The sequence below is a fragment of the Dehalococcoidia bacterium genome (assembly GCA_030648205.1).
GTDB lineage: Bacteria > Chloroflexota > Dehalococcoidia > JAUSIH01 > JAUSIH01 > JAUSIH01.
The window spans coordinates 1-19643 of sequence record JAUSIH010000102.1; the positions used below are offsets into that span (position 1 = coordinate 1).

The following is a 19643-nucleotide window of genomic DNA, read 5'->3' on the forward strand; positions in this document are numbered from 1 at the left end:
GCGCGCTTGAGATGGTGGACAGAATGGAGCAGGTCACCATCGTGGCCATCAACGGCTTCGCGGTGGGCGGCGGGCTGCACCTCGCGCTGGCCTGCGACTTCCGCATCGCCGCGGACACCGCGACGTTCTGGTACCCGGAAATCACCCTCGGCTCAGTCGTCGGAACATGGCAGATGTCGCGGCTCATGCGCATCGTCGGGCCCGCCAAAGTCAGGGAGATGATTCTGACTGGCGACCACTATACAGCCCCGCAAATGCTGGACATGGGACTTGTGACGAAGGTAGTGCCCCGCGACAGCCTTCTGACCGAGGCGAACGCCCTCGTCAGCAGGCTGCTGGAGAAGAAGGCAGGCATACTCGTCCAGGCCAAGGCGACCATTAATGCGCTGGCGTCCACGTCCGTCAGCGACGGCTTCGCGGTCTCTCCCCACCTGTTCCTGCGCTCCTCGCAGTCATTTCAAAATGCCTGCTCACCCTTCGACAAGCTCAGGGTGAGCGGTGGTTTTTCCGTTCATGGTGAGCCTGCCTGCCCTGAGCAGAGCCGAAGGGTCGAACCATGAAGCCGAATTTTGGAACGGATTCTAGCGGTCAGACGACGCACCCAATAGAGAAGGCGAGCCGCTAGTAGATGACCTGCTGCTCAACAAGCCGGTCGTACTCGACGTCGGGAACCCCGAGCATTCCTTTGAACACATACTCGTTGTGCGCGCCAAGCCGAGGCGCGGGCGTATAAATGCAGCGCAGCGCGCCCTTCACGTCGCCCGGCATGCGCTGCACGGCCACGTGTCCTATGCCGGGCGTATCCAGCCACACGAACATCCCCCGTGCTTTCAATTGGGGGTCTTGCTCCAGGAGCTGGATGACGTTCTGGCAGGCCGCCGCTGGCACTCCCGCCTTCTGCAACACATCCATCGCCTTTGTGTTCACCCGCTGGCGTGTCCACACCTCGATGATGGGGTCAAGCGAAACCTGGTTCCGCATCCGTGCGGCTGCCGTGGCGTAACGGGGGTCGCGCGCCATCTCCGGCCTGCCCAGGACGCCACAGAGCGCTTTCCACTCGCCATTCGTGTTCACGGCGATGGCGAGCCAGTTGTCAGCGCCCGCGCACGGATAGATGCTGTGCGGCGCCATCACGTCGTCGCGGTTGCCCTTCCGCTGAGGGACGCGCCCCGTCGCGGTGTACTCGAGCATGCTTTCAGGGGCCACGCTCATCTGGACCTCGTGCATCGCGGCCTCGACGTGCTGGCCCTGTCCCGTGAGGCTCCGATAGTAGAGCGCGGCCAGCGTCCCGTACGCCAGCGTCTCGCTGCAGATGCCATCCAGCGGCCCGCCCGCGGAGACGGGCTGTCCGTCCGGAAAGCCCGTCATGGCGTCCACGCCGCCGAAGCTGGAACCGACGGGGCCGTAGGCCCGGTACTCTCCGTACGGGCCGCTCTGACCGAAGCCGGACATGGTGACGGTGACGATGTCCGGGCGGACACGCCGCAACTGCTCGAAGGCCGCGCCATACTTCTCCATGACTCCTGTATAGAAGCTGTCGGCGACCACGTCGCCTATCGCGACAAGTCGGCGGAGGAGGTCACGGGCCTCCGGCTTGTTCAGGTTCAGGGTGCAGGACTTCTTGTTGTGATTGATGGCCGCGTACATCCCAACCCGCGGCATGATGGTCTCGAGCTTGCCTTCAACATATTTGACGCCACGGTACGGGTCGGGGCGAAGCTGGCTTTCGACTTTCAGCACCTCGGCGCCCAGAGCGCCCAGCAGAAGCGCGGTGAAGGAGCCGGCGTAGCGCCGGGTGAAGTCAACAATCCTAACGCCCTCCAGAAGCGGGCCGGGCTTGTAGCTTTTGCGGGGGCTGCTTGCGCGGGATTTAGACGGCATGGCTTTTCCTCAGCGCGGCGATTTTGGCGGGAGTGTAGCCAAGCCACTCGCCGAGCACGTCCTCCGTGTGCTGGCCCAACGCGGGCGCGGGGTGACGGACGGCGTGAGGCGTGACGGCCAGGCGGACGGGCGCGCCGGGCATGGTCAACCCGTCCACCTGGATGAGCGCCTTGCGCGCGATGATGTGCGGGTCGCTGACCAGGCGGTCCGGGGTGCTCACCGGCGCGCAGGGGATGCCCCTGGCCTGGCATGCGTGGAATATCTCCCACGCCGAACGCGCGCCGCACCATTCGTCCAGGTGGGGTTGCAGCTTGTCCCAGTTGGCGAAACGCACGTCGCGGCGACGGAACCGCTCGTCCCGCGACCAGGCTGGCCGCCCCATGACATCAAGAAGCGCCTGCCAGAAGTGCTCCTCCGCGACGTGGAACATGATGTACCCGTCCTTGCATTTCATGATGCCGCCGCCGCCGCCGTAGGACTTTGAGAGCGCCCAGACTGGCAGCTTGCCCTCCACGGTGTATTGCGTGACGTGCCGTGCGATGTTGTGCAGCACCGCCTCCTGCTCCGACATGTCAATGTAAGCGCCACTGCCGGTCGCGTTCCGGCGCATGAGTGCGGCGAGAGTGGTGATGGCGGCGTTCAGTCCCGCGGCGAAGTGGCTGAACGTCCCACCGGGCCGAAGGGGCACGGCCACGCCCGTTTTCTCGTCGGCGTTCGGCATGGTCAGCGCGAGACCTCCAGCGGCCACGTTCACCAGGTCGGTTGACCTGTACCCCGCGCGCGGCCCGGAGCGGCCAAAGCCCGTGATGGAGACCATCACAAGCGCGCGATTCACGCGGCACATGGACCGGTAGCTCACGCCCAGTCTCTGGCTCTGTCCCGGCGACAGGTCCTCCACCAGGACGTCGGCCCGCCGGACCATGTCACGGAAAACCCTCCGGCCAGCCGTGGAGGCCTGGTTAACTGTCACGCTGTCCTTCCCTGTGTTCAGGTAGGCGAACAGCGCCGAGCCGTCGCTGGGGACAAGCGGGGGGAGCTTGCGCGACGGGTCGCCGCGCGGGTCCTCCACTTTGACCACGCGCGCGCCGAAGTCGCTGAGCAGCTTCCCGGCGAACGCCGCCGCCACGCCGTGGCTGTATTCGACTACTGTTAGTCCGTGCAATGCTCCTTCAGTCATTTCCCACACTCCCAAACCTGGGCATGACCTCTCGCGACCATCGTTCCATGAACTCGACCTTCTCCGGAAAGTGAATGCTGATCCACACCTTGTTGACACCCGCCTCTCGGATGCGGTGCAGCCTGGCGACGCACTCCTCCGCCGTGCCTGCTATCGCAAACCGCTCCGCCAGGTAGTCCTTCAGGCCCAGGTCTTCCAGCAACTGGGCGTTGTGCCTGGTCTCGCCTATGGCCCCCGTCACGACGTGTTCCTCCGTGGCGTAGGCCTGGTAGAGAGCCTGAATGGGACGCACAAGCTCCGGCGGTATGAACTTGCCCTCCGTGGTGAACCGGGCCAGTCCGTGGCCGAGGCCCGCGAGCGACGTGCGCACACGGTCAATAGCCGTCGCCCTGTCGCTCGCGACGTACGCGACGACGAACCACCAGATGTCCAGGTCCTCCAGCCGCCGTCCGCTGCGCTCCGCGCCGATGCGTATTTGCGCGAGCGAATCGGCGACGACCTCTGGCAGCACCCCTGTGCCCACGACGACGCCGTCAGCGATCTCCCCCGCGAGTTGCAGCGTTTTCGGCCCGTGCGCCGCAAGGAAGAGCGGGATGCGCGGACGCGCCCACGTCAACCTGACCGTCCTGCCGCGGTAGCTCACCACCCCGGACGTGTGCAGGCCGCGGATGGTCTCAATGTACTCGCGGAGTTGCGCCAGCGACGCGGGCCTTTCACCGAGGTTCTCAATAGAACTGAAGCCGCTGCCCACCGCCGCCATGACGCGCCCGGGAGCGACCTCCTCGACGGTGGCAAGGGCGCTCGCGGCGACGGCGGGATGGCGCGTGACGGGGTTCGTGACGCGCGGGCCGAAGCGGATGCGCCGGGTGTTGAGCGCGACCGCCGCCATCGTCGCGTACAGTTCGCGCCGTATGGACTGGCTGTCCGTCACCCCCAGCAGCTCAAAGCCGCTCTCTTCAGCGAGCCGCGCCCACTGAATGTAGTCGCGCAGCGAGCCTTCCGGCGGGATGGTTATGCCGAACTTCATGTCGGTCGGCTTCGTTGGAGCATGTCCGCGCATCGGCCCGTGTGTTTCCCTTCTGCCCCCGCTCGCATCCGTGGCGGGACCTCCGGGAGGCGCTATCTGGCGCGCAGGCGTGGGTCCAGGACGTCGCGCAGCGAGTCGCCCAAGAGGTTGAACCCAAAGACCAGCAGTGTCAAAGCAAGGCCGGGATAGAACGCGATCCAGGGCGCCTGTTCCGCATAGTTCAGCGCCGCGCCGGACAGCATGGCGCCCCAGGATGGCGTGGGCGGCGGCGCTCCCGCGCCAAGGAAGCTCAAAGAGCCCTCCACGAGGATGGCGATGCCCAGGTTCGCGGTGCCGATGATGATGGCCGGCGCCATGCAGTTGGGAGTGACGTGCCGGGCCAGTATGCGCAAGGCTCCGGAGCCGATGGCGCGGGCCGACTCAATGTACTGGCTGGCCTTGACCCCCAGGACAGCCGAGCGGATGACGCGCGCGGTGCGCGGCGTGTACACGATGGTGATGGCCAGCACGATGTTGTTCAAGGCTGGCCCCAGCGCCGCCATGATGGCGAGAGCAAGGACCAGCGTGGGGAAGGCCATCAGGGCGTCCATGACCCGCTGAATGACCATGTCCGTCTTTCCGCCGAAGTACCCGCTCACGAGGCCGAGGACTCCGCCTGCAATCTGGGTCGACAGGACTGACATGGCGGCGATATACAGGGATATCCGCGACCCGTGCATGATGCGGCTCAGGATGTCCCTGCCTAGGAAATCGCTGCCCAGGATGAACTCTCCACCCGGAGGCTGGAGCAGCCGGTCCACGTTGGTCTGATAAGGATCGTAGGGGGCGACAGCGGACGCGAGGATGGCTGTGGCGCAAGTCACCAGAACGATGGCCCCGCCGACGGCGCCCATCGGTTTTTGCCGCGCGAATTGGATGACGACGCTCCCGACGCCCTGCCCGCGAGTTTGCCTGGTTCGCGCCTCGACGTTGAGAACGCGTTGCGCGGCCATCACTTACGCCCCGTAGCCAACGCGCGGGTCGAGCCATGCGTAAAGGAGGTCCACCCCCAGGTTCGCAAGCAGGATGAGCACCGCGAACACGACGACGGATGCCTGCACCATGGGGTAGTCGCGGAACGCAATGGCGTCCACGAACGTCCGCCCCATGCCGGGCACGGAGAAGATGGTCTCCATGATGACCGTGCCGCCCAGCAACAAGGCGAACTGGATGCCAATGATCGTGATCACCGGCAGCAGGGAGTTTTTGAGCGCATGCCGGTACACGACGACGCGCTCCCGCAGTCCCTTGGCCCATGCCGTGCGGATGTAGTCCTGCCGCAGCACCTCCAGCATGGAGGAACGGGTCATGCGCGCGACGACGGCGGCGTAGTGGTACCCCAGCCCGACCGCGGGCCAGATCATCTGCTGGATGTTTTTCCCCGGGTCCTCCCACAGTGTGACGAAACCGATGGGAGGTATCCAGTTGAACAGGCGCACCAGCCCGATGATGGTGAGGACGCCAATCCAGAATGAAGGCGCGGCGAGCCCCAGGATGGTGACGCCGCGCAGGGCGTAGTCAATCCACTTGTCCTGGTGAATGGCGGAGATTGTGCCGACAGGGACGGCGATAGCTGTGGAGACAAGCGCGGTCAGGATGGCCATCTCAAAGGTGATAGGCAGGCGCTGAGCGATTTCCGCCGCGATGGGCGTTTCCGTCTTGAACGACGTGCCGAAGTCAAGCCGCACGACGCCCCATATCCAGTCCAGATACTGTAGAACGAGCGGTTTGTCCAGCCCCAGACGCTGCTGGACGTTACGTAGCGCTTCCTCGGTGACCACGCCTTCGCCGCTCACGCCCAGCAGAACGGTGCGCGCGACATCTCCAGGGAGAACGCGCATGATGACGAAGATAATGACGGACACCCCGACCAGCACGGGGACGAACAGCAATAACCGCTGGAAGACGTATGCCCGCATTACTTCGCCAGCCAGACGTACTCCATGTTCTGATCGGTCCACAGGCCCGGCCCATTCCTGAAGCCCCGCACGCTCTTCGAGTAAACACGGACGTAGTCCAGCCACAGGATAGAAGGATAGACGTGCGCGTTCACGAGACGTTCGTCTATCTTCCGCACCAGCGCGCGCCGCTTGGACTCGTCCAGCGTGCGCGCCTGCTCGGTCGCCAGCGCGTCAATCTGGGGGTCGCTGAAGCGAGCGTGGTTCCGCGTTCCGGTTGTGACGTACTGCTCGAAGATGAGCTGGTCCGGGTCATCCTGAAGTACGCCCAGGGGGAAGATGGACACGCTGAACTCTCCCTTGGCGAACTTCTGGTCCATGGTCACCGCTTCGGTGGGGTTCAGCGTCAGGCGCACGCCGACCTTTTCCAACTGTCCCTTGAGGGCGGAGGAGTAGATTTCGCAGTCTTCGCCGCGCCGGCACATCAGGGGGGTGTCCACACCGCTTGCAAAGCCCGCCTCGGCGAGCAGCTTCTTTGCTTCCGCAATGTCCTGGTCTTTCGGCTGCCGGAAGCCGGGCTGCGTCAGGAGTTCCTGCCGTGAGAAGCCCCATTTGGTCTCCGGATGGAAATAGCCGCCCATCTTGCCCAGCAACGCCAGTTTCTCAAACGCCTGGCGGTCTATGGCCAGGTCCACCGCTCGGCGCACACGGATGTCGCCCCAGGGCTTGACCTCCTGGTTCGGTATCAGGATATAGCGCGTGAACGACTGGTACCGCTCCACCGTGAGTTTGTCAGACAGATCGCTCTGTGCGATCCGGAGCTGCGCGTCCGTGGCTGCACGGGAGCCGACCGTGGACAGGAGGACGCGGCCCGTTCGGAGCGCCGCGAACGACGTTCCGGCGTCCGGCAAGATATAGACGGTTACACCGTTCACAAAGGGCCTGCCCTGCGCGAAATACTCCTCGTTCCTGGTCATCTCAACGCTCACACTCGGCGTGTAGCGTACGAACTTGAACGGCCCGCTCCCGTTCACCACCTGTTTCATATCGCCGTATTTTTCGATAGTGTGCCTGGGCATGATGACGACCCAGTCCGTGGCGACGCGGCTCAGGAAGGAACTGCTGGTCCCCCCCAGAGTGACCTCCACGCGCGTGTCATCAAGGGCTCTGGCCGTGACGACGCCCTCAAGCAGGGATTGCCCGCGGGGACTGGTCATCCCCTTGGGCGGGTGCGCCATGCGCATGAGGCTGAAGGCCACGTCCTGGGTGGTTAAAGGCTGGCCGTCATGCCACTTTACGCCCTTGCGCAGTACGAAGGTGTACTTGAGACCGTCCGGGCTTGCGGACCAGCTTTCAGCCAGCTCAGGGATGACCTTTTCCGTCTCTTGAGGGTCGCGCCGCAGGAGGGCGCTGTAAACGTTACGGAACGGAATTGAGGTATCAATACGCACTCCCTGCTGGAGGTCGAAGTGCGCGGGCGAGTCCGGGTTCGCGATAGTCAGAATGCCGCCGCGCTGGGCCTGGGTCCCCGGGGTGGGGGTGGGGGCGGCGACCACGGGCACCGAAACTCGGGGCGTCGGCAGGGGAGGCGGCGTGGCTGTGGCAGCAGGCTGAGACGGGGCCGCGGCGGGCGCGCTCAGGGCCGGCGCCGAGGGGGCCGGGGATGAAGGCGCTGATGGCGCGCAAGCCGCCATCAGCAAAGTGACAACAATGGTGGTTGCCAACACCACCTGGATGCGCCCAAAAACTTGTGTACTCATAGTCCCTCCCCTATGGGAGCGCCGAGACGCTCCGTGAAATTTTCCGACATTTGCCTCGCTGGCGAACTGGCCTATTTGAGGAAAGGCCTCTCGGCCCATCTTATTGCGCGAATCCGCACATATCTGGATTGGAAAGTAGGGATATTTTAGGAGCGGCCCGCCCTGGTGTCAAGGGGAAGGCCGCTGTATTCGCTTCCGGTCGCTTACGGCGCGCGCCTGCGTGTTCGGGCGCTTTCGCGGGTGATCCCCGCAAGGAATTGGCGCATCTGCCTGACGCACCACTCGGGCTTGAGCAGCCACATGCCGTTGCCTATGCCCGGCAGGGTGACGAGCTTGGCCCGGGGCATGACGCGCGCCATATACTCCACCTGGTAGGGCGTGCTGGAGCGACTCTTTTCGGCGAGGAGGAGAAGGGTGGGCGTGTTTATATCGGACAGGCGGTCAGTCACCGCTTGTGTCCACTTGCCCACACGCGGTCGCAGCGCCATGACGGTGGCCGGCGAGGCCTTTGCCACTTGTCCCTCCACCCACTTCACCAGGCCCTTCGGCGAATGCTCGACGTCGAGCCGCTGCCAGATGGTCTTATGCGACCACACGCGCATCCCTTCCGTCTCGATGCTACGGCGCAGCTCGCCGGAGTCCTCGCCGCCCGTGTGCGGAAGGTCGTGCACATCGGCATGGCTGCAAATGGGGTGGCACTGGACGAGCGCCTTCAGGCGGTCGGGGTACTTCAAGGCGAACGCCAGCCCGACTATGTTACCGAGGAACTCGCTGATCCAGACCGTCCGGTCCACCTTCAGGTGATCCATGAGGGCACGCGCGTCCTCAATGAACACGTCCGGCGTCCAGGGATAGTCGGGAGGCGGCACAGTCGACCGCCCGAAACCGCGCGCGTCTATGCGGACTATGCGATAGCGCCGCGCCAGCAGCGGGACCCATGGGTACCAGAATCGCGAGCTGCGCGCGTGGCCATGGTGAAAGAACAAGGTCTCCGGCTTGCGCCACGGATCCGTGAAGTCATCCACCTCGTAGTAGATGCGGGCGTCGGGGCGACGAAGGTACGGCATGGCTAACTTCCTCCCATCAGCGCGGGCGCGCGCTTATTTCACGACTTTGGCCTGGCGAAGCTTTTCAATCTCCTGGGGCGTGAAGCCAAGCTCACGCAGGATTTCGTCCGACTGCTCGCCCAGCAGGGGCGCGGGCCGCCGCAGTTCGCCAGGGGTGCGCGATAGGCGCAGCGGCAGCCCCATGGTGGTCATGCGGCCCGCGTGGGGGTCGTCTATATCCACCAGATAGGCGTTATCCCGCGCCTGCGCGTCGGCGAAAAGCTCGTCGCGGGTGACGATAGGCTCGCAGGGGACGTCCTGATCGGCCAGAAGCCTGGTCCAGTGGTCGCGTGGCCTGGTCTCAAAAATGGACCTGAGCATGGCCGTGATGGCCTCATGGTTCTCCGCGCGGCCCATGTAGCCGCTAAAGCGCGGGTCGTCGGTGTAGCGGTCCAGGCCCAGCGCGTGGCAGAAGCGACCCCACTCCTCATTGGAGATGAGGATGACGAGGAGGTACTTGCCGTCCGAGCCGCGACAGATATGGGTCGCCTTGTTGCCCGTGCTGGGGAGAGCAGGGTCGCGCTCCAGGCGGACGAGCGTGTGGTTCTGCATGGCGATGGTGGCCGCGAAGAGGGAACTTTCCACCTTCTGGCCGCGCCCGCTTTTGTCCCGGTCATAGAGGGCCATCATGACGCCGTAGGCGAGAAGCAGAGGCACGGAGGGGTCCGCCGCCATGAGAGCGGGGCTGACGGGAGAGCCGTCCGGATAGCGCCGCGCGTCCAGAAAACCGGCCCGGGCCTGGATGAGCAGGTCGTAGCCGGGGCGCTGACGGCGCGGGCCGGCCGTCCCCCAGGCCGTCAGGCTCACGTAAATCAGGCGTGGGTTCAGCTTCTCCAGCGTGTCGTAGCCAATGCCGAGGCGTTCGGCGACGCCGGGACGCAGATTGGTGATGAATACGTCCGCGGTCTTGATCATCCGCAGAAGGACGTCGCGTCCCTCCGGCTTGCGGATGTCGAGTGATATGCTGCGCTTATTGCGGTTCAGGTGCAGGAATGGTTTGGATAGCCCTTCCAATCCGGGCGCCGTGTGCATGCCGCGAGACGTATCCCCGCCCGGAGGCTCCACCTTGACGACATCGGCGCCGAAGTCCGCCAGGTACATGCCGAGACCGGGCGCGGCGTACATCTGGGAGGCATCTATAACGCGGATGCCCGTGAGAGGACCTGCCATCAGCTCGTCTCCCCGTGTTCTCTTAGCGTGTAGCTGGATGCCCCGTTAGAAGCGGCGTGTCGGCCAGTATACCAGAGTCTCGGCGGTGACATTCCGGAGTCCACGGGACGCGGCGAACGGCATGCCGTCTACCACAGAATGCGCTTGTCCACCATCGCCCGCACGTGGGCGGGAGGCATGCCCAGCACCTCACAAAAGGCGTACTGGTTGTGCTCCCCGAAGGTGGGGGCAGGCTCCGGCACGTCCTTGTACTCGCCGTCGAAGCGGGCGGGCAGGCGCTGCAACACGACGGGCACACCCTGCCTGGTGCGCACCGTGGTCAGCATGCCGCGTGCCTTCACCTGCGGGTCGTTGAGGATGTCCACCGTTGTCGCCGCCGGTCCCGCGGGCACGCCCGCTCTCTGCAGGGCGTGGAACAGGTCCCAGGGTTTGCGCGTGCGCGTCCATAGCTCAATGAGCTGTTCGATTTCGTCCCTGTGCTTCCACCTGCCCATACCGTCGGCGTACCGCGGGTCGTCGGCCAGCTCGCCTCGGCCCATCGCCTGGCACAGCCCGCGCCACTCGTCGTCATTGGTGATCCCGATGGCGATCCATGCGTCTTCGCCTTCGCACCGGAACGTGCCGTACGGAGCGAAGACGTCGTCGTGGTTGCCATCGCGATGGCGCACCCGTCCGTTCATGACGTAGTCCATCATGGCCTCCGGGATCATGCACATCTGGACTTCGCTCATCGCCAGGTCCGCATGCTGTCCCTGTCCTGTCTCGAAGCGGCTCCACAGGGCCATCATGATGGAGAGTACGCCGGATATGCTGCACACGCCGTCCAGGGTGCTGCCCACCGACGCGGGACGGCCGCTGGCCCGCCCGGTCAGATTGTCCACTCCGCCGAAGCTCGACGCTATGTGTCCGAAGGCCCTGTACCTGGAGTACGGCCCTGTCTGGCCGAAGCCGGACAGGGAGAAATAGACGACATCCGGCCGGACTTCGCGGATGTCCTTGTAACCAACTCCCAGGCGGTCCATGACGCCGGGCGCAAAGGACTCGACGACGACGTCGCAGACCTTCGCCAGCTCGCGGACCGCGGCCACTCCACCCGGCTTGCTCAGGTCCACCGTGATGCTCTTCTTGCTGTGGTTGGGCTGCTCGTAGAAACCAGTGCGTGGGTCACCCGTGAGTATCATGTTGCCTGTCTCGTCCACGCGCATGCGCCGGGAGATATCCAGGCGCGTACGGCTCTCCACCTTGTACACCTCGGCCCCCAGGCTTGCGAGCCAGAGGGTGACGAGCGGCCCCGCCAGCGCCAGAGTGAAGTCCAGGACACGGATATTTTCCAGAGGCAGCTTCCGCATGATGTCGCTCCCTTGATGTGTGAGTGTCGCCAGGCTTCTAGAAGTCATTGCAAAATGCCTGCTCACCCTTCGACAAGCTCAGGGTGAGCGGCCCGGATTTCCCGCTCGTGGTAAGTCCTTCGTCCTTCCCTGGAAGGATCAGGGCAGGCTTTGTCGAACCATGAAGCCGAATTTTGGAACGGGTCCTAGATAATCCCCGCCTGTCGGAGCTTGACCAGTTCCACCCGCGAGTATCCCAACTCGCCGCAAAAGACTTCGTCATTATGCTGGCCCAGCATGGGGGCCGGGCGGCGCAGGCTGTAGGGTGTCGCGGGCAATTTGAATGGCCCCGTGGGGTATCGCAGCGGGCCGACAACCGGGTGGTCTTTTTCCACCAGGATATTCCTGGCTCTGACGTGCGCGTTGCTCTCGATGTCAGCGATGGTGTTGACCGCGGCGCAGGGCACGCCCGCCGCCTGCGCGGTGTGCATGACCTCGTATTTCGTTTTGTCCTTCGTCCACGCCTGAATTGCCGTCTCTATTTCAGGCCAGTGGGCGCGGCGCCGGTGCTGCACCACGTAGTCCGGGTCGTCCGCCCACTCTTTCTTGCCGATCAGCCGGGCGAGCCGTGAGAACAGGTGCTCTGGAGCGAAGAAAAGAAATGCGTAACCGTCGTTGCACGGCTCGGCCTCGCCCGCGGCGAAAAACGCCTCGCGCGGCCATGTGGGAATCTCATTATCCATGGAATACTGAGTAAGGAAGCGGCTCATATTCTCGATGGACGTCTCGTACTCCGCCACATCCACATGAGTGCCTTCGCCCGTCATGCGCCGGGTGAGCAACCCCGCCATGGCGAAGTTTGCCGCGTTGATGCCCGCGATCATATCAGCCAGGCGTCCGCCCGCCTTCAGGGGCGCGTATTGGGGGCCTTCCGGGTTTGGCATCACCATGCTCAGGCCGCCCACGTTGTAGGCGGCGATGTCGCACAGCTTGTAGTCGCGGTACGGCCCCGTCTGGCCGAAGGGCGTGACGGAGACCGTGACCAGCCTGGGGTTGAGCGTGCGCAGTCCGTCATCGCCCAGCCCTAACGGCTCCAGAGTTCCCGGACTGGTGCTCTCAATGAAAACGTCCGCCCGCCGCACCAGCCGCTTCAACATCTCCGCGCCCGTGGGGCTTTGGACGTTCAGCGTGATGCCGCGTTTGTTGGTGTTCAAATAGAGAAAGACGCCGGACCGGTCGGGACCGGGAAGATCATGCAGAAAGGGGCCGACGCGACGGAGCGGGTCCCCGTGTAAGGGTGTTTCTACCTTGATGACGGAAGCGCCAAAGTCCGCCAGCAATTTGCTGGCGAAGGAGCCGGGGATACCATGAGACAACTCAATGACGCTGATCTTCTCCAGAACGGACGCCAAGCTAATACCTCCTGTGCCGCTCGAAGGAATTCGAGCGCATAGCATAGCACACCCCGCAAGCGTGCCGGACGGGCTAGGCGAGCGGCGGCGCGGAGTGTAGAATAGGCGCAATCTGTTACAGGAGAGTTGCGATGTACGATCTCGTTATAACGGGTGGGCGCGTCATTGACCCGTCAACGGAGAAGGACGGCGTGGCGGATGTGGCCATCACCGGCGGCAGGATCGCCAAGGTGGGACGCAATTTGGCCAAAGAGGGCGCCCGGCGAATCATTGACGTCAAGGGCAAGGTGGTCACGCCCGGCCTCATTGACCTGCACTGTCATGTGTTCAATGGTTTCGGCAGGTTCTCTTCCTATGTTCCCGACCAGGCGGGCGTCCTCTCCGGCGTGACCACGGCGGTTGACGCGGGCACGACCGGCGCCAGCACGTTCAAGAGCCTGCGCGATTTTGTGATGCCTTATGCCAAGACCCGCATCGTGCCATTCCTGCACGTTGTGCCGGCGGGGCTTGCCGTCATCCCTGAACTGAACCGCGAGGAGGACATCCAGGAGGATTGGGCGCTACAGGTCATCGAGGAAAACAAGGGCCTCATTCGCGGCGTGAAGATTCGTTTCACGGGGCCATATGTGCGCACGGCGGGCGTGAAGGCGGCCAAGAGGGCCAGGAGCATCGCCCGTCAGGCGAAAGTCCCGCTCATGGTGCACATTGGCGAGCAACACGAGAGGAACGTGCCTGTCCATACGCGAGCGATGTTGCCGGTGTTGGAGGCGGGAGACATCCTGACTCACTTTGCGACCGCTCGCAACGGCGGCGTGATGCTCAACACCAAGCGCCCGTTCCCTGAACTGCTGGAGGCGCAGAAGCGCGGAGTGGTCCTGGATATTGGACATGGTGGCAACAATCTTAGCTTTGACGTGGCGAGGCGGCTCCTGGACGCGGGCGTGCGCCCTTTCAGCATCAGCACGGACATGGCTGGTGGCAACCGCATGGTGTGCGTCTTCGGCCTGCCGGACACACTGGGCAAGTTCCTGGCGTTGGGCATGTCCATGCCTGACGTGGTGCGCTGCGCCACATTCAACCCCGCGAAGGCGCTGGGGATGGAGAAGGAAATCGGGACGCTGCGCACCGGCGCCGCCGCCGACGTCGCCGTTTTCGACATTCTGGAGGGGCATTTCGAGTTCCAGGACGCGGAGGGCAAGAAGCTGCACGGCGACCAGGCGGTGATACCGGTGCTCACGGTCCGCGCCGGCGAGGTGGTTTCCGCCGACTGGGGACCGCGGCCTACGGGCTGGGTGCCCCCTCGTGTGGCACCCTGCTGCTAACCTGGCGGGCCTGCCCTGCAAGCTGCTGGTGTTGACAAAGCAACTCATGTGCCATAGACTTGGGCCACGCAGCACCATCCTAATATCCGCTCATGTGTGGAAGGCGTCTAGGCAGCGCTCATTAAGGACGTTTTAAGGGAGGAAGCATAATGATGCCAGTGCATAAGACGAGACAAGGTCTATGGACCGCCGGCCTGTACGTGCTGGCCTCGGTGGCGCTCTTCGCCGCGGGGTGCGCCCCCGCCGCTCAGCCCGCGCCGGCTCCGGCAGCTTCCGCGGCCCTGGCGGCTCCCGCAGCGCCTGCGGCCCCTGCTGCGGCACCCACACGCGCGCCTGCGACAGCGCCCGCAGCTCCGGCGCCGACCGCCCGCCCGGCGGCACCGACGCCTGCCCCGGCCACGTCTCAGGTCAAGCGGGGTGGCACTCTTCGGCTGGTGCTTCCGGCGGAGCAGCCGCACTGGGACCCGCACCGCTCCACCGGCTCCGTGGAGATGTGGGAGTACCTGGGCGACTACCTCGTCAACTTTAACCCCAAGGATGGCGCTCCAGTCCCCGAGCTTGCGGAGAAGTGGGAGTTCAAGGACCCGCAAACCCTGGTGCTGTCCATCCGCAAGGGCGTGAAATTCCACAACCTGGCGCCGTCAACAGGCCGCGAACTCACGGCGGATGACGTGGTCTGGAATCTCAAGCGCATTACTCGGCCTGGCGCTCAATACATCTGGAAAAGCAGCTTCGAGCCGGTCCAGTCGTTCACGGCGCTGGACAAGTACACTGTCCAGATCAAGTTGAAGTTCCCATTCGCTCCTATCGTCAGTTACCTGAGAGGCACCACGTTCCCGACGCAGCCCATGATCGCCGCCGAGGTGGAGGAAAAGCTCGGAGGGGAGGACGCTTACAAGGACCTGACGAACGCCCGCGCGACAGGCCCGTTCATAATCAAGTCGTATGTGCCGTCCGTCAGCGCCGAGGCGGTGCGTAATCCGGACTACTGGCAGCAGGGCAAGCCGTATCTGGACAAGGTCCAGATGTACGTGGTGGGAGACATGGCCACGGTCATCGCCGCCTACCGCGCGGGGAAGGTGGACTACGGGGCCACGAGCGCCGCCGCCATGGATGTCGTCGCCAAGAATGACCTCCAGCGCACCAATCCCAACATTAAGTTCGCGGAAGTGCCGGACCCGTATGTCGTCGCTCTGGTCGGCCATCTTCAGAAGAAGCCCTTCGACGACATCCGCATCCGGAAGGCCATGTTCCTGGCCCTGGACCGGCAAGAGATGGTCAAAATCGCCGTGGGGGGCGGCGGACACATCAGCGGCCCCATGTCGTGGAAGCTGTTCCCCGGGTGGACATGGAGCGAGCAGGAGCTGTTGAAGCGCGAGGGCTTCCGGCCCAAGAACACTCCAGAAGGGCAGGCTGACATCGCGGAGGCGCAGAGGCTCATGCGCGAGGCGGGGTACGGCCCGGACAAGCCGCTGGTGGTGGACGCGGAGGGCACCACGTACATACCGTTCCTCAACCTGACGCCCACAGAGATCGCCAAGTCCGAGCTTCAGAAGATATACGTTAATATTCGGACCATCAAGATCGTGGACCGCACGCAGTGGTTCGACCAGGACGCCAGCGGGGATTTCCTGTTCCGCACTCGCGGGTACAACACCCCCATGGAGCCGGACGCACAGCTTTACACGCGCCACCACACGGGAGCGGGCCGCAACTTCCAGAAGCTCAGCGACGCCCAACTCGACAAGCTCCTAGAGGAGCAGCAGCGGGAGCTGGACCAAGTCAAAAGGAAGGACCTGGTGATGAAAGCTCAGGAAAGGTTGTGGAACCTGTACCCACAGGCGTGGCTGCTGACACGCGACGCATTCTTCGCCCAGCAGCCCTGGGTGGAGATGCAGCCGACTCCGTGGAGGCGCTGGGGTGATCCGGCCGCCACGTGGATAAACCGCTAGGCCCGAACCAGCAACGAGAGAAGAGGGGTACGCACCTATGAGCGCGATAGCCACACCCGGCAGGTATTACGTCCTTAACCCTGAGGGCGTCCCCCAGACAAAGGCGGAGGACAGCAGGCTGTCGCCTCGCGTGGCCGACCTTCGCGGCAAGACTGTCGGCATGGTGGACGACGGCGCATGCGGCGCCTTCATGCACCATCTGGGTGAGGTCATCGAGCAGCGGTTTCCCGGCGCCAAGGCCCGCTACTGGCGCAAACCCTCTCTGTCGAAGCCGGCTCCCCCCGAGTTGATTGATGAAGTGTCCAAAAACGTGGACATCGCCATCGTCGGGGCATGCGTCTGAGGGTCGTGCACGTCGGGCTGTATGCACGACACGGTGCGGCTGGAGCGCAAGGGTGTGCCTACGGTATGCCTCTCCAACGACCTCTTTGAGACCGCGGCCAGGCGCCAGGCGGAGCTGATGGGGTTGCCCGGCGCGGCGGTGGTGGTGGTGCCCCACGAGCCGGGCGGCACGATAGACCTGCACCCCCGGCGTGTTGACGAGTCGCTCGGGCGCATCGTGGACGCCCTGGTCGGCGCGCCCAAGGCTGTGCCGCAGCGCCAGGCGAAGGCGTAGCCGCCGTCTCACGACACCAGGTGAAAGCGCTCCGCTGGCCGCGAGGCTGACGGAGCGCTTCAGCTTTGCGTCGGACACACTGGATTAAACGACGGGTTCACCCTGCCTTTTCTTGAGAAGCCACCCCGCGCCCACTGCGATCAAAAGGAACAGTATCGCGTCGGCCACGAAGGTCGCCCGCACACCGAAGGCCACGCTCAATGTGCCCGCGGTGAGGCCGGCCGTCCCGTATGAAAACGCCGTGGCGCTTTGGACAACTCCGAATACGGCTCCCTGGCGCTCTCTAGGTGCGGTGTTGCTCACGAGAGAGCTTGTACATGTCAGCATCGCGCCCTGGCACAAGCCAAACAGACCAAACAGCGCGGCGGATATGACAACTGACTGCAACCAGAACTGGGGGAGGAACAGACCGGACGCGGCGATGGATGCGACCACGAAAACGAGCAGGAGCTGGTTCGGGTGGACCACACGTCCGATGACGGCTGCAGACAGGGCGCTCGCGAGGGCGACCAGTCCCAACGCGACCCCGGCCATCGTAGCCGCTCGGTCAAACACCATCTCCTGCATGAACACCGCCATTACCGGACTCAGGCTGAAGCCGCCAAACCGGCTGGCGAAAAGAAGGACGAGCAGGGGTAGCAATGCCTGTGTCTGCAGGACCGCCTGGATATCTTTCAGCGGGTTGAGGCCACGCCCTTTGTGAGTGGAAACCACGAATCTCTCTCGAACAAAGAACGCCGCGACCAAGAAATCGATAAAGAGCACACCACTCATCACGAAGAAGGGAACATGATAGCCGAACCTGTCTGCCAGAACACCTCCAATAACAGGCCCGGTCATATTCCCCAGGAAAAAGGCCGTCTGGACCGAGCCTAGGGCCATGGCAGTGCGTTCACGAGGCGCCTGCGACGCCGCCAGAGCGGAGGCGGCAGTGTTCACTCCGGTGAGCGTCCCGTGAACGAAACGCATGAACACCATGAAGACAACGCTGGGCGACAGACCGGTAAGCGCAAGGACGATGACACCCCCCACGGTGGCGCGCAGGAGCATGGTGCGCCGTCCATACCGGTCGGCCAGTGTGCCCCAGAATGGCCCGCTGAAAAAGGCGCCGGCAGCGCCGGCAAAATGGGCCACGCCGGCCCAGAACACGGCCTCGTTGGGGTCGCGAACGCCCAGCGTCTGGTTGAATAGAGGGAGCAGCGGTGCGACAGAGCTGAATCCCGTCGCCGATAGAAACACCACAGCCGTCAGCGCGTAGAGGTTGCGCTTCCAGAGCTGGTCGGTGGCTGGTGGCGCTGGAGAGGTCACGGACGGATTATACGCTCAACCCCGGCGCCGCTCGGTAGCACGCGCGCTGACTAGATGGATCGTGAGCGATCAGCCGTCACCTACGGCGCGTCGGACGCAGCGGGAGCCGTGGGATCGGCCCAGCTAGGCGTTAACTTGGCGGGAGGGGGAGGGAGTCGAACCCACCGGAGACACCGCAGGGCGCCTCCCAACGGTTTTGAAGACCGCGAGAGCCACCGGGCCCCATACCCTCCCGCGAAAGACTAGGCCACCACAGCTTCCAGGTACTTCTTGAGCTCGCCTTTCGGCACCGCCCCCACTACCTGCTTGACGGCCTTGCCACCCTTGAACACCAAGATAGAGGGGATGGCGCGAATGCCAAACTTGCTGGCGGTGAGGGGGTTCTCGTCCACGTTGACTTTGGTGAACCGTACCTTGCCCTCATACTCCTTGGCAAGCTCTTCCATAACCGGCTCGATCATCTTGCAGGGGCCGCACCAGGGCGCCCAGAAGTCCACCAAAACAGGGGTCTTGGACTGGATGACTTCGCTTTCAAACTCGATGTCGGTGATTTCTTTGGACCTGCCCATGTCATGACTCCTTCGCGCTGACCTCTGTGGCTTCTTCTTCAGGTTTCGCAAGGGCGGTCCGCATCGCGCTCAGCAGCTCCCCTTGCGCCGCCAACTGGGCCTGACGGACGGCGTGCTTGATGGCGAGAGCGTCGCTTCGCCCGTGGGCCAGTATGACATGCCCGTTCACACCCAGAAGAGGCACGCCGCCGTGCTTGCGGAAATCGTAGCCTTTATAGACGTCGAGCAGGGGTGGACTCCAGATGAAAGCCGTAGCCAGGGCGGGTATATTTGATTCCACCGCCAGTTTGACGGATGCCATGAGGGTCTCGGCAATGCCCTCGCCGAGCTTCAGCACCACGTTTCCCGTGAAGCCGTCGGTGACCACCACGTCCGCCAGGCCGCGCAGCAGGTCCTTGCTCTCCACGTTGCCGACGAAGTTCAGCCCGCTGGTCTTGAGCAGCTTGTGCGCCTCACGGACCAGACGGTTGCCCTTTTCCTCCTCCTCTCCGTTCGACAGGAGGCCCACCCGAGGACGGGACATTTTGTACATGTGTTCCATGTAGAGGCTGCCCATGCGGGCGAACTGCACCAGGTTCTGGGGTTTGCAGTCGGGGTTCGCGCCGACGTCCAGAAGAAGGCCAACCCCCTTAAATCCTGGAATGACGAAGGCCAGGGCGGGGCGCAGCACCCCCGGCAGGCGGTCGAGTATCATGAGCGCGGCGGCCATGCCCGCGCCTGTGTTGCCCGCCGACACAAAGGCTGATGCCTCGCCGCGCTTTACCATCTCCAGCCCCACGGCGATGCCGGAACGAGGCTTTTGCTTAAGCGCGACCATGACCGACTCCGCCATGCCGATGATGTCCGGCGCGTGCACCACGCTGACACTCGCAGCGGGGTGGTTGAATTTTTCGATTTCAGCGCGTATGGCGGAGGGCACGCCGACCAGGGCGACCTCCACACCGAACTCCTCCGCCGCGAGAATGCCGCCGCGGACTATCTCCCCGGGGGCCTTGTCGCCTCCCATTGCGTCAAGGGCGATCTTCATGGCCTATCTTCATCTCCAGAAATGCGTACACCGTCGTTCACCATAGCAGCT

The 19643-nt window shown here is 64.1% G+C and carries 18 protein-coding genes and 1 tRNA gene; 5 read left to right on the forward strand and 14 right to left on the reverse strand.

The window, feature by feature from the left end:
• Window positions 1-560, forward strand: a 560-nt coding sequence (locus Q7T26_11425) for an enoyl-CoA hydratase/isomerase family protein (protein MDO8532749.1), incomplete at its 5' end; no start/stop codon positions are given.
• Window positions 561-621: 61 nt separating this feature from the next.
• Here Q7T26_11425 and Q7T26_11430 read toward each other — a convergent pair.
• From Q7T26_11430 to Q7T26_11475, 10 genes are all read right to left on the reverse strand, one after another.
• On the reverse strand, window positions 622-1881 hold the full coding sequence (locus tag Q7T26_11430; GenBank protein MDO8532750.1) for a CoA transferase: 1260 nt from the start codon (window positions 1879-1881) through the stop codon (window positions 622-624).
• Window positions 1871-3058 (reverse strand): CoA transferase, encoded by a 1188-nt coding sequence (locus Q7T26_11435; GenBank protein MDO8532751.1) that lies wholly within the window; start codon window positions 3056-3058, stop codon window positions 1871-1873. Before Q7T26_11435 ends, Q7T26_11430 begins: the two co-directional genes overlap by 11 nt.
• Window positions 3051-4085 carry an LLM class flavin-dependent oxidoreductase gene (locus tag Q7T26_11440; GenBank protein MDO8532752.1) on the reverse strand — a complete coding sequence of 345 codons (1035 nt, stop codon included), beginning with the start codon at window positions 4083-4085 and terminating at the stop codon, window positions 3051-3053. The genes Q7T26_11435 and Q7T26_11440 overlap by 8 nt, the downstream gene beginning before the upstream one ends.
• 92 nt (window positions 4086-4177) lie before the next feature.
• The gene (locus Q7T26_11445; GenBank protein MDO8532753.1) at window positions 4178-5077 is read right to left on the reverse strand and encodes an ABC transporter permease; all 900 of its coding nucleotides are present in this window, start codon (window positions 5075-5077) and stop codon (window positions 4178-4180) included.
• Between the two features lie 3 nt (window positions 5078-5080).
• On the reverse strand, window positions 5081-6043 hold the full coding sequence (locus tag Q7T26_11450) for an ABC transporter permease (protein MDO8532754.1): 963 nt from the start codon (window positions 6041-6043) through the stop codon (window positions 5081-5083).
• Window positions 6043-7782, reverse strand: a complete 1740-nt coding sequence (locus Q7T26_11455) for an ABC transporter substrate-binding protein (protein ID MDO8532755.1) — start codon at window positions 7780-7782, stop codon at window positions 6043-6045. Before Q7T26_11455 ends, Q7T26_11450 begins: the two co-directional genes overlap by 1 nt.
• A 203-nt stretch (window positions 7783-7985) precedes the next feature.
• Window positions 7986-8849 (reverse strand): alpha/beta hydrolase, encoded by an 864-nt coding sequence (locus Q7T26_11460; protein ID MDO8532756.1) that lies wholly within the window; start codon window positions 8847-8849, stop codon window positions 7986-7988.
• Window positions 8850-8882: 33 nt separating this feature from the next.
• Entirely contained in the window at window positions 8883-10058 is a 1176-nt protein-coding gene (locus tag Q7T26_11465; protein ID MDO8532757.1) for a CoA transferase, read from the reverse strand.
• A gap of 128 nt (window positions 10059-10186) precedes the next feature.
• Window positions 10187-11407, reverse strand: a complete 1221-nt coding sequence (locus Q7T26_11470; GenBank protein MDO8532758.1) for a CoA transferase — start codon at window positions 11405-11407, stop codon at window positions 10187-10189.
• Window positions 11408-11592: 185 nt separating this feature from the next.
• Window positions 11593-12798, reverse strand: a complete 1206-nt coding sequence (locus Q7T26_11475; protein ID MDO8532759.1) for a CoA transferase — start codon at window positions 12796-12798, stop codon at window positions 11593-11595.
• 131 nt (window positions 12799-12929) lie between these two features.
• On the opposite strand from Q7T26_11475, the gene Q7T26_11480 reads away from it, so the two are divergent.
• From Q7T26_11480 to Q7T26_11495, 4 genes are all read left to right on the forward strand, one after another.
• Window positions 12930-14120, forward strand: a complete 1191-nt coding sequence (locus Q7T26_11480) for an amidohydrolase/deacetylase family metallohydrolase (GenBank protein MDO8532760.1) — start codon at window positions 12930-12932, stop codon at window positions 14118-14120.
• 149 nt (window positions 14121-14269) lie between these two features.
• A complete protein-coding gene (locus tag Q7T26_11485) occupies window positions 14270-16072 on the forward strand; it encodes an ABC transporter substrate-binding protein (protein MDO8532761.1) in 1803 nt (600 codons plus the stop codon).
• 37 nt (window positions 16073-16109) lie between these two features.
• Window positions 16110-16415, forward strand: a complete 306-nt coding sequence (locus Q7T26_11490) for a hypothetical protein (protein MDO8532762.1) — start codon at window positions 16110-16112, stop codon at window positions 16413-16415.
• A 21-nt stretch (window positions 16416-16436) separates the two neighbouring features.
• Window positions 16437-16688 carry a hypothetical protein gene (locus tag Q7T26_11495; protein ID MDO8532763.1) on the forward strand — a complete coding sequence of 84 codons (252 nt, stop codon included), beginning with the start codon at window positions 16437-16439 and terminating at the stop codon, window positions 16686-16688.
• An 84-nt stretch (window positions 16689-16772) separates the two neighbouring features.
• Here the strand turns inward: Q7T26_11495 and Q7T26_11500 are convergent, their stop codons facing one another.
• The 4 genes from Q7T26_11500 to plsX all read right to left on the reverse strand — a co-directional run bounded on the left by Q7T26_11500 (window position 16773) and on the right by plsX (window position 19592).
• Entirely contained in the window at window positions 16773-17996 is a 1224-nt protein-coding gene (locus Q7T26_11500; protein ID MDO8532764.1) for an MFS transporter, read from the reverse strand.
• Window positions 17997-18132: 136 nt separating this feature from the next.
• Window positions 18133-18230, reverse strand: a tRNA-Sec gene (locus Q7T26_11505).
• Window positions 18231-18238: 8 nt separating this feature from the next.
• Window positions 18239-18565, reverse strand: coding sequence for a thioredoxin (gene trxA / locus Q7T26_11510; protein ID MDO8532765.1), 327 nt, complete (start codon window positions 18563-18565; stop codon window positions 18239-18241).
• A 1-nt stretch (window position 18566) separates the two neighbouring features.
• Window positions 18567-19592 carry a phosphate acyltransferase PlsX gene (plsX, locus tag Q7T26_11515; GenBank protein ID MDO8532766.1) on the reverse strand — a complete coding sequence of 342 codons (1026 nt, stop codon included), beginning with the start codon at window positions 19590-19592 and terminating at the stop codon, window positions 18567-18569.
• Window positions 19593-19643 lie beyond the last annotated feature (51 nt).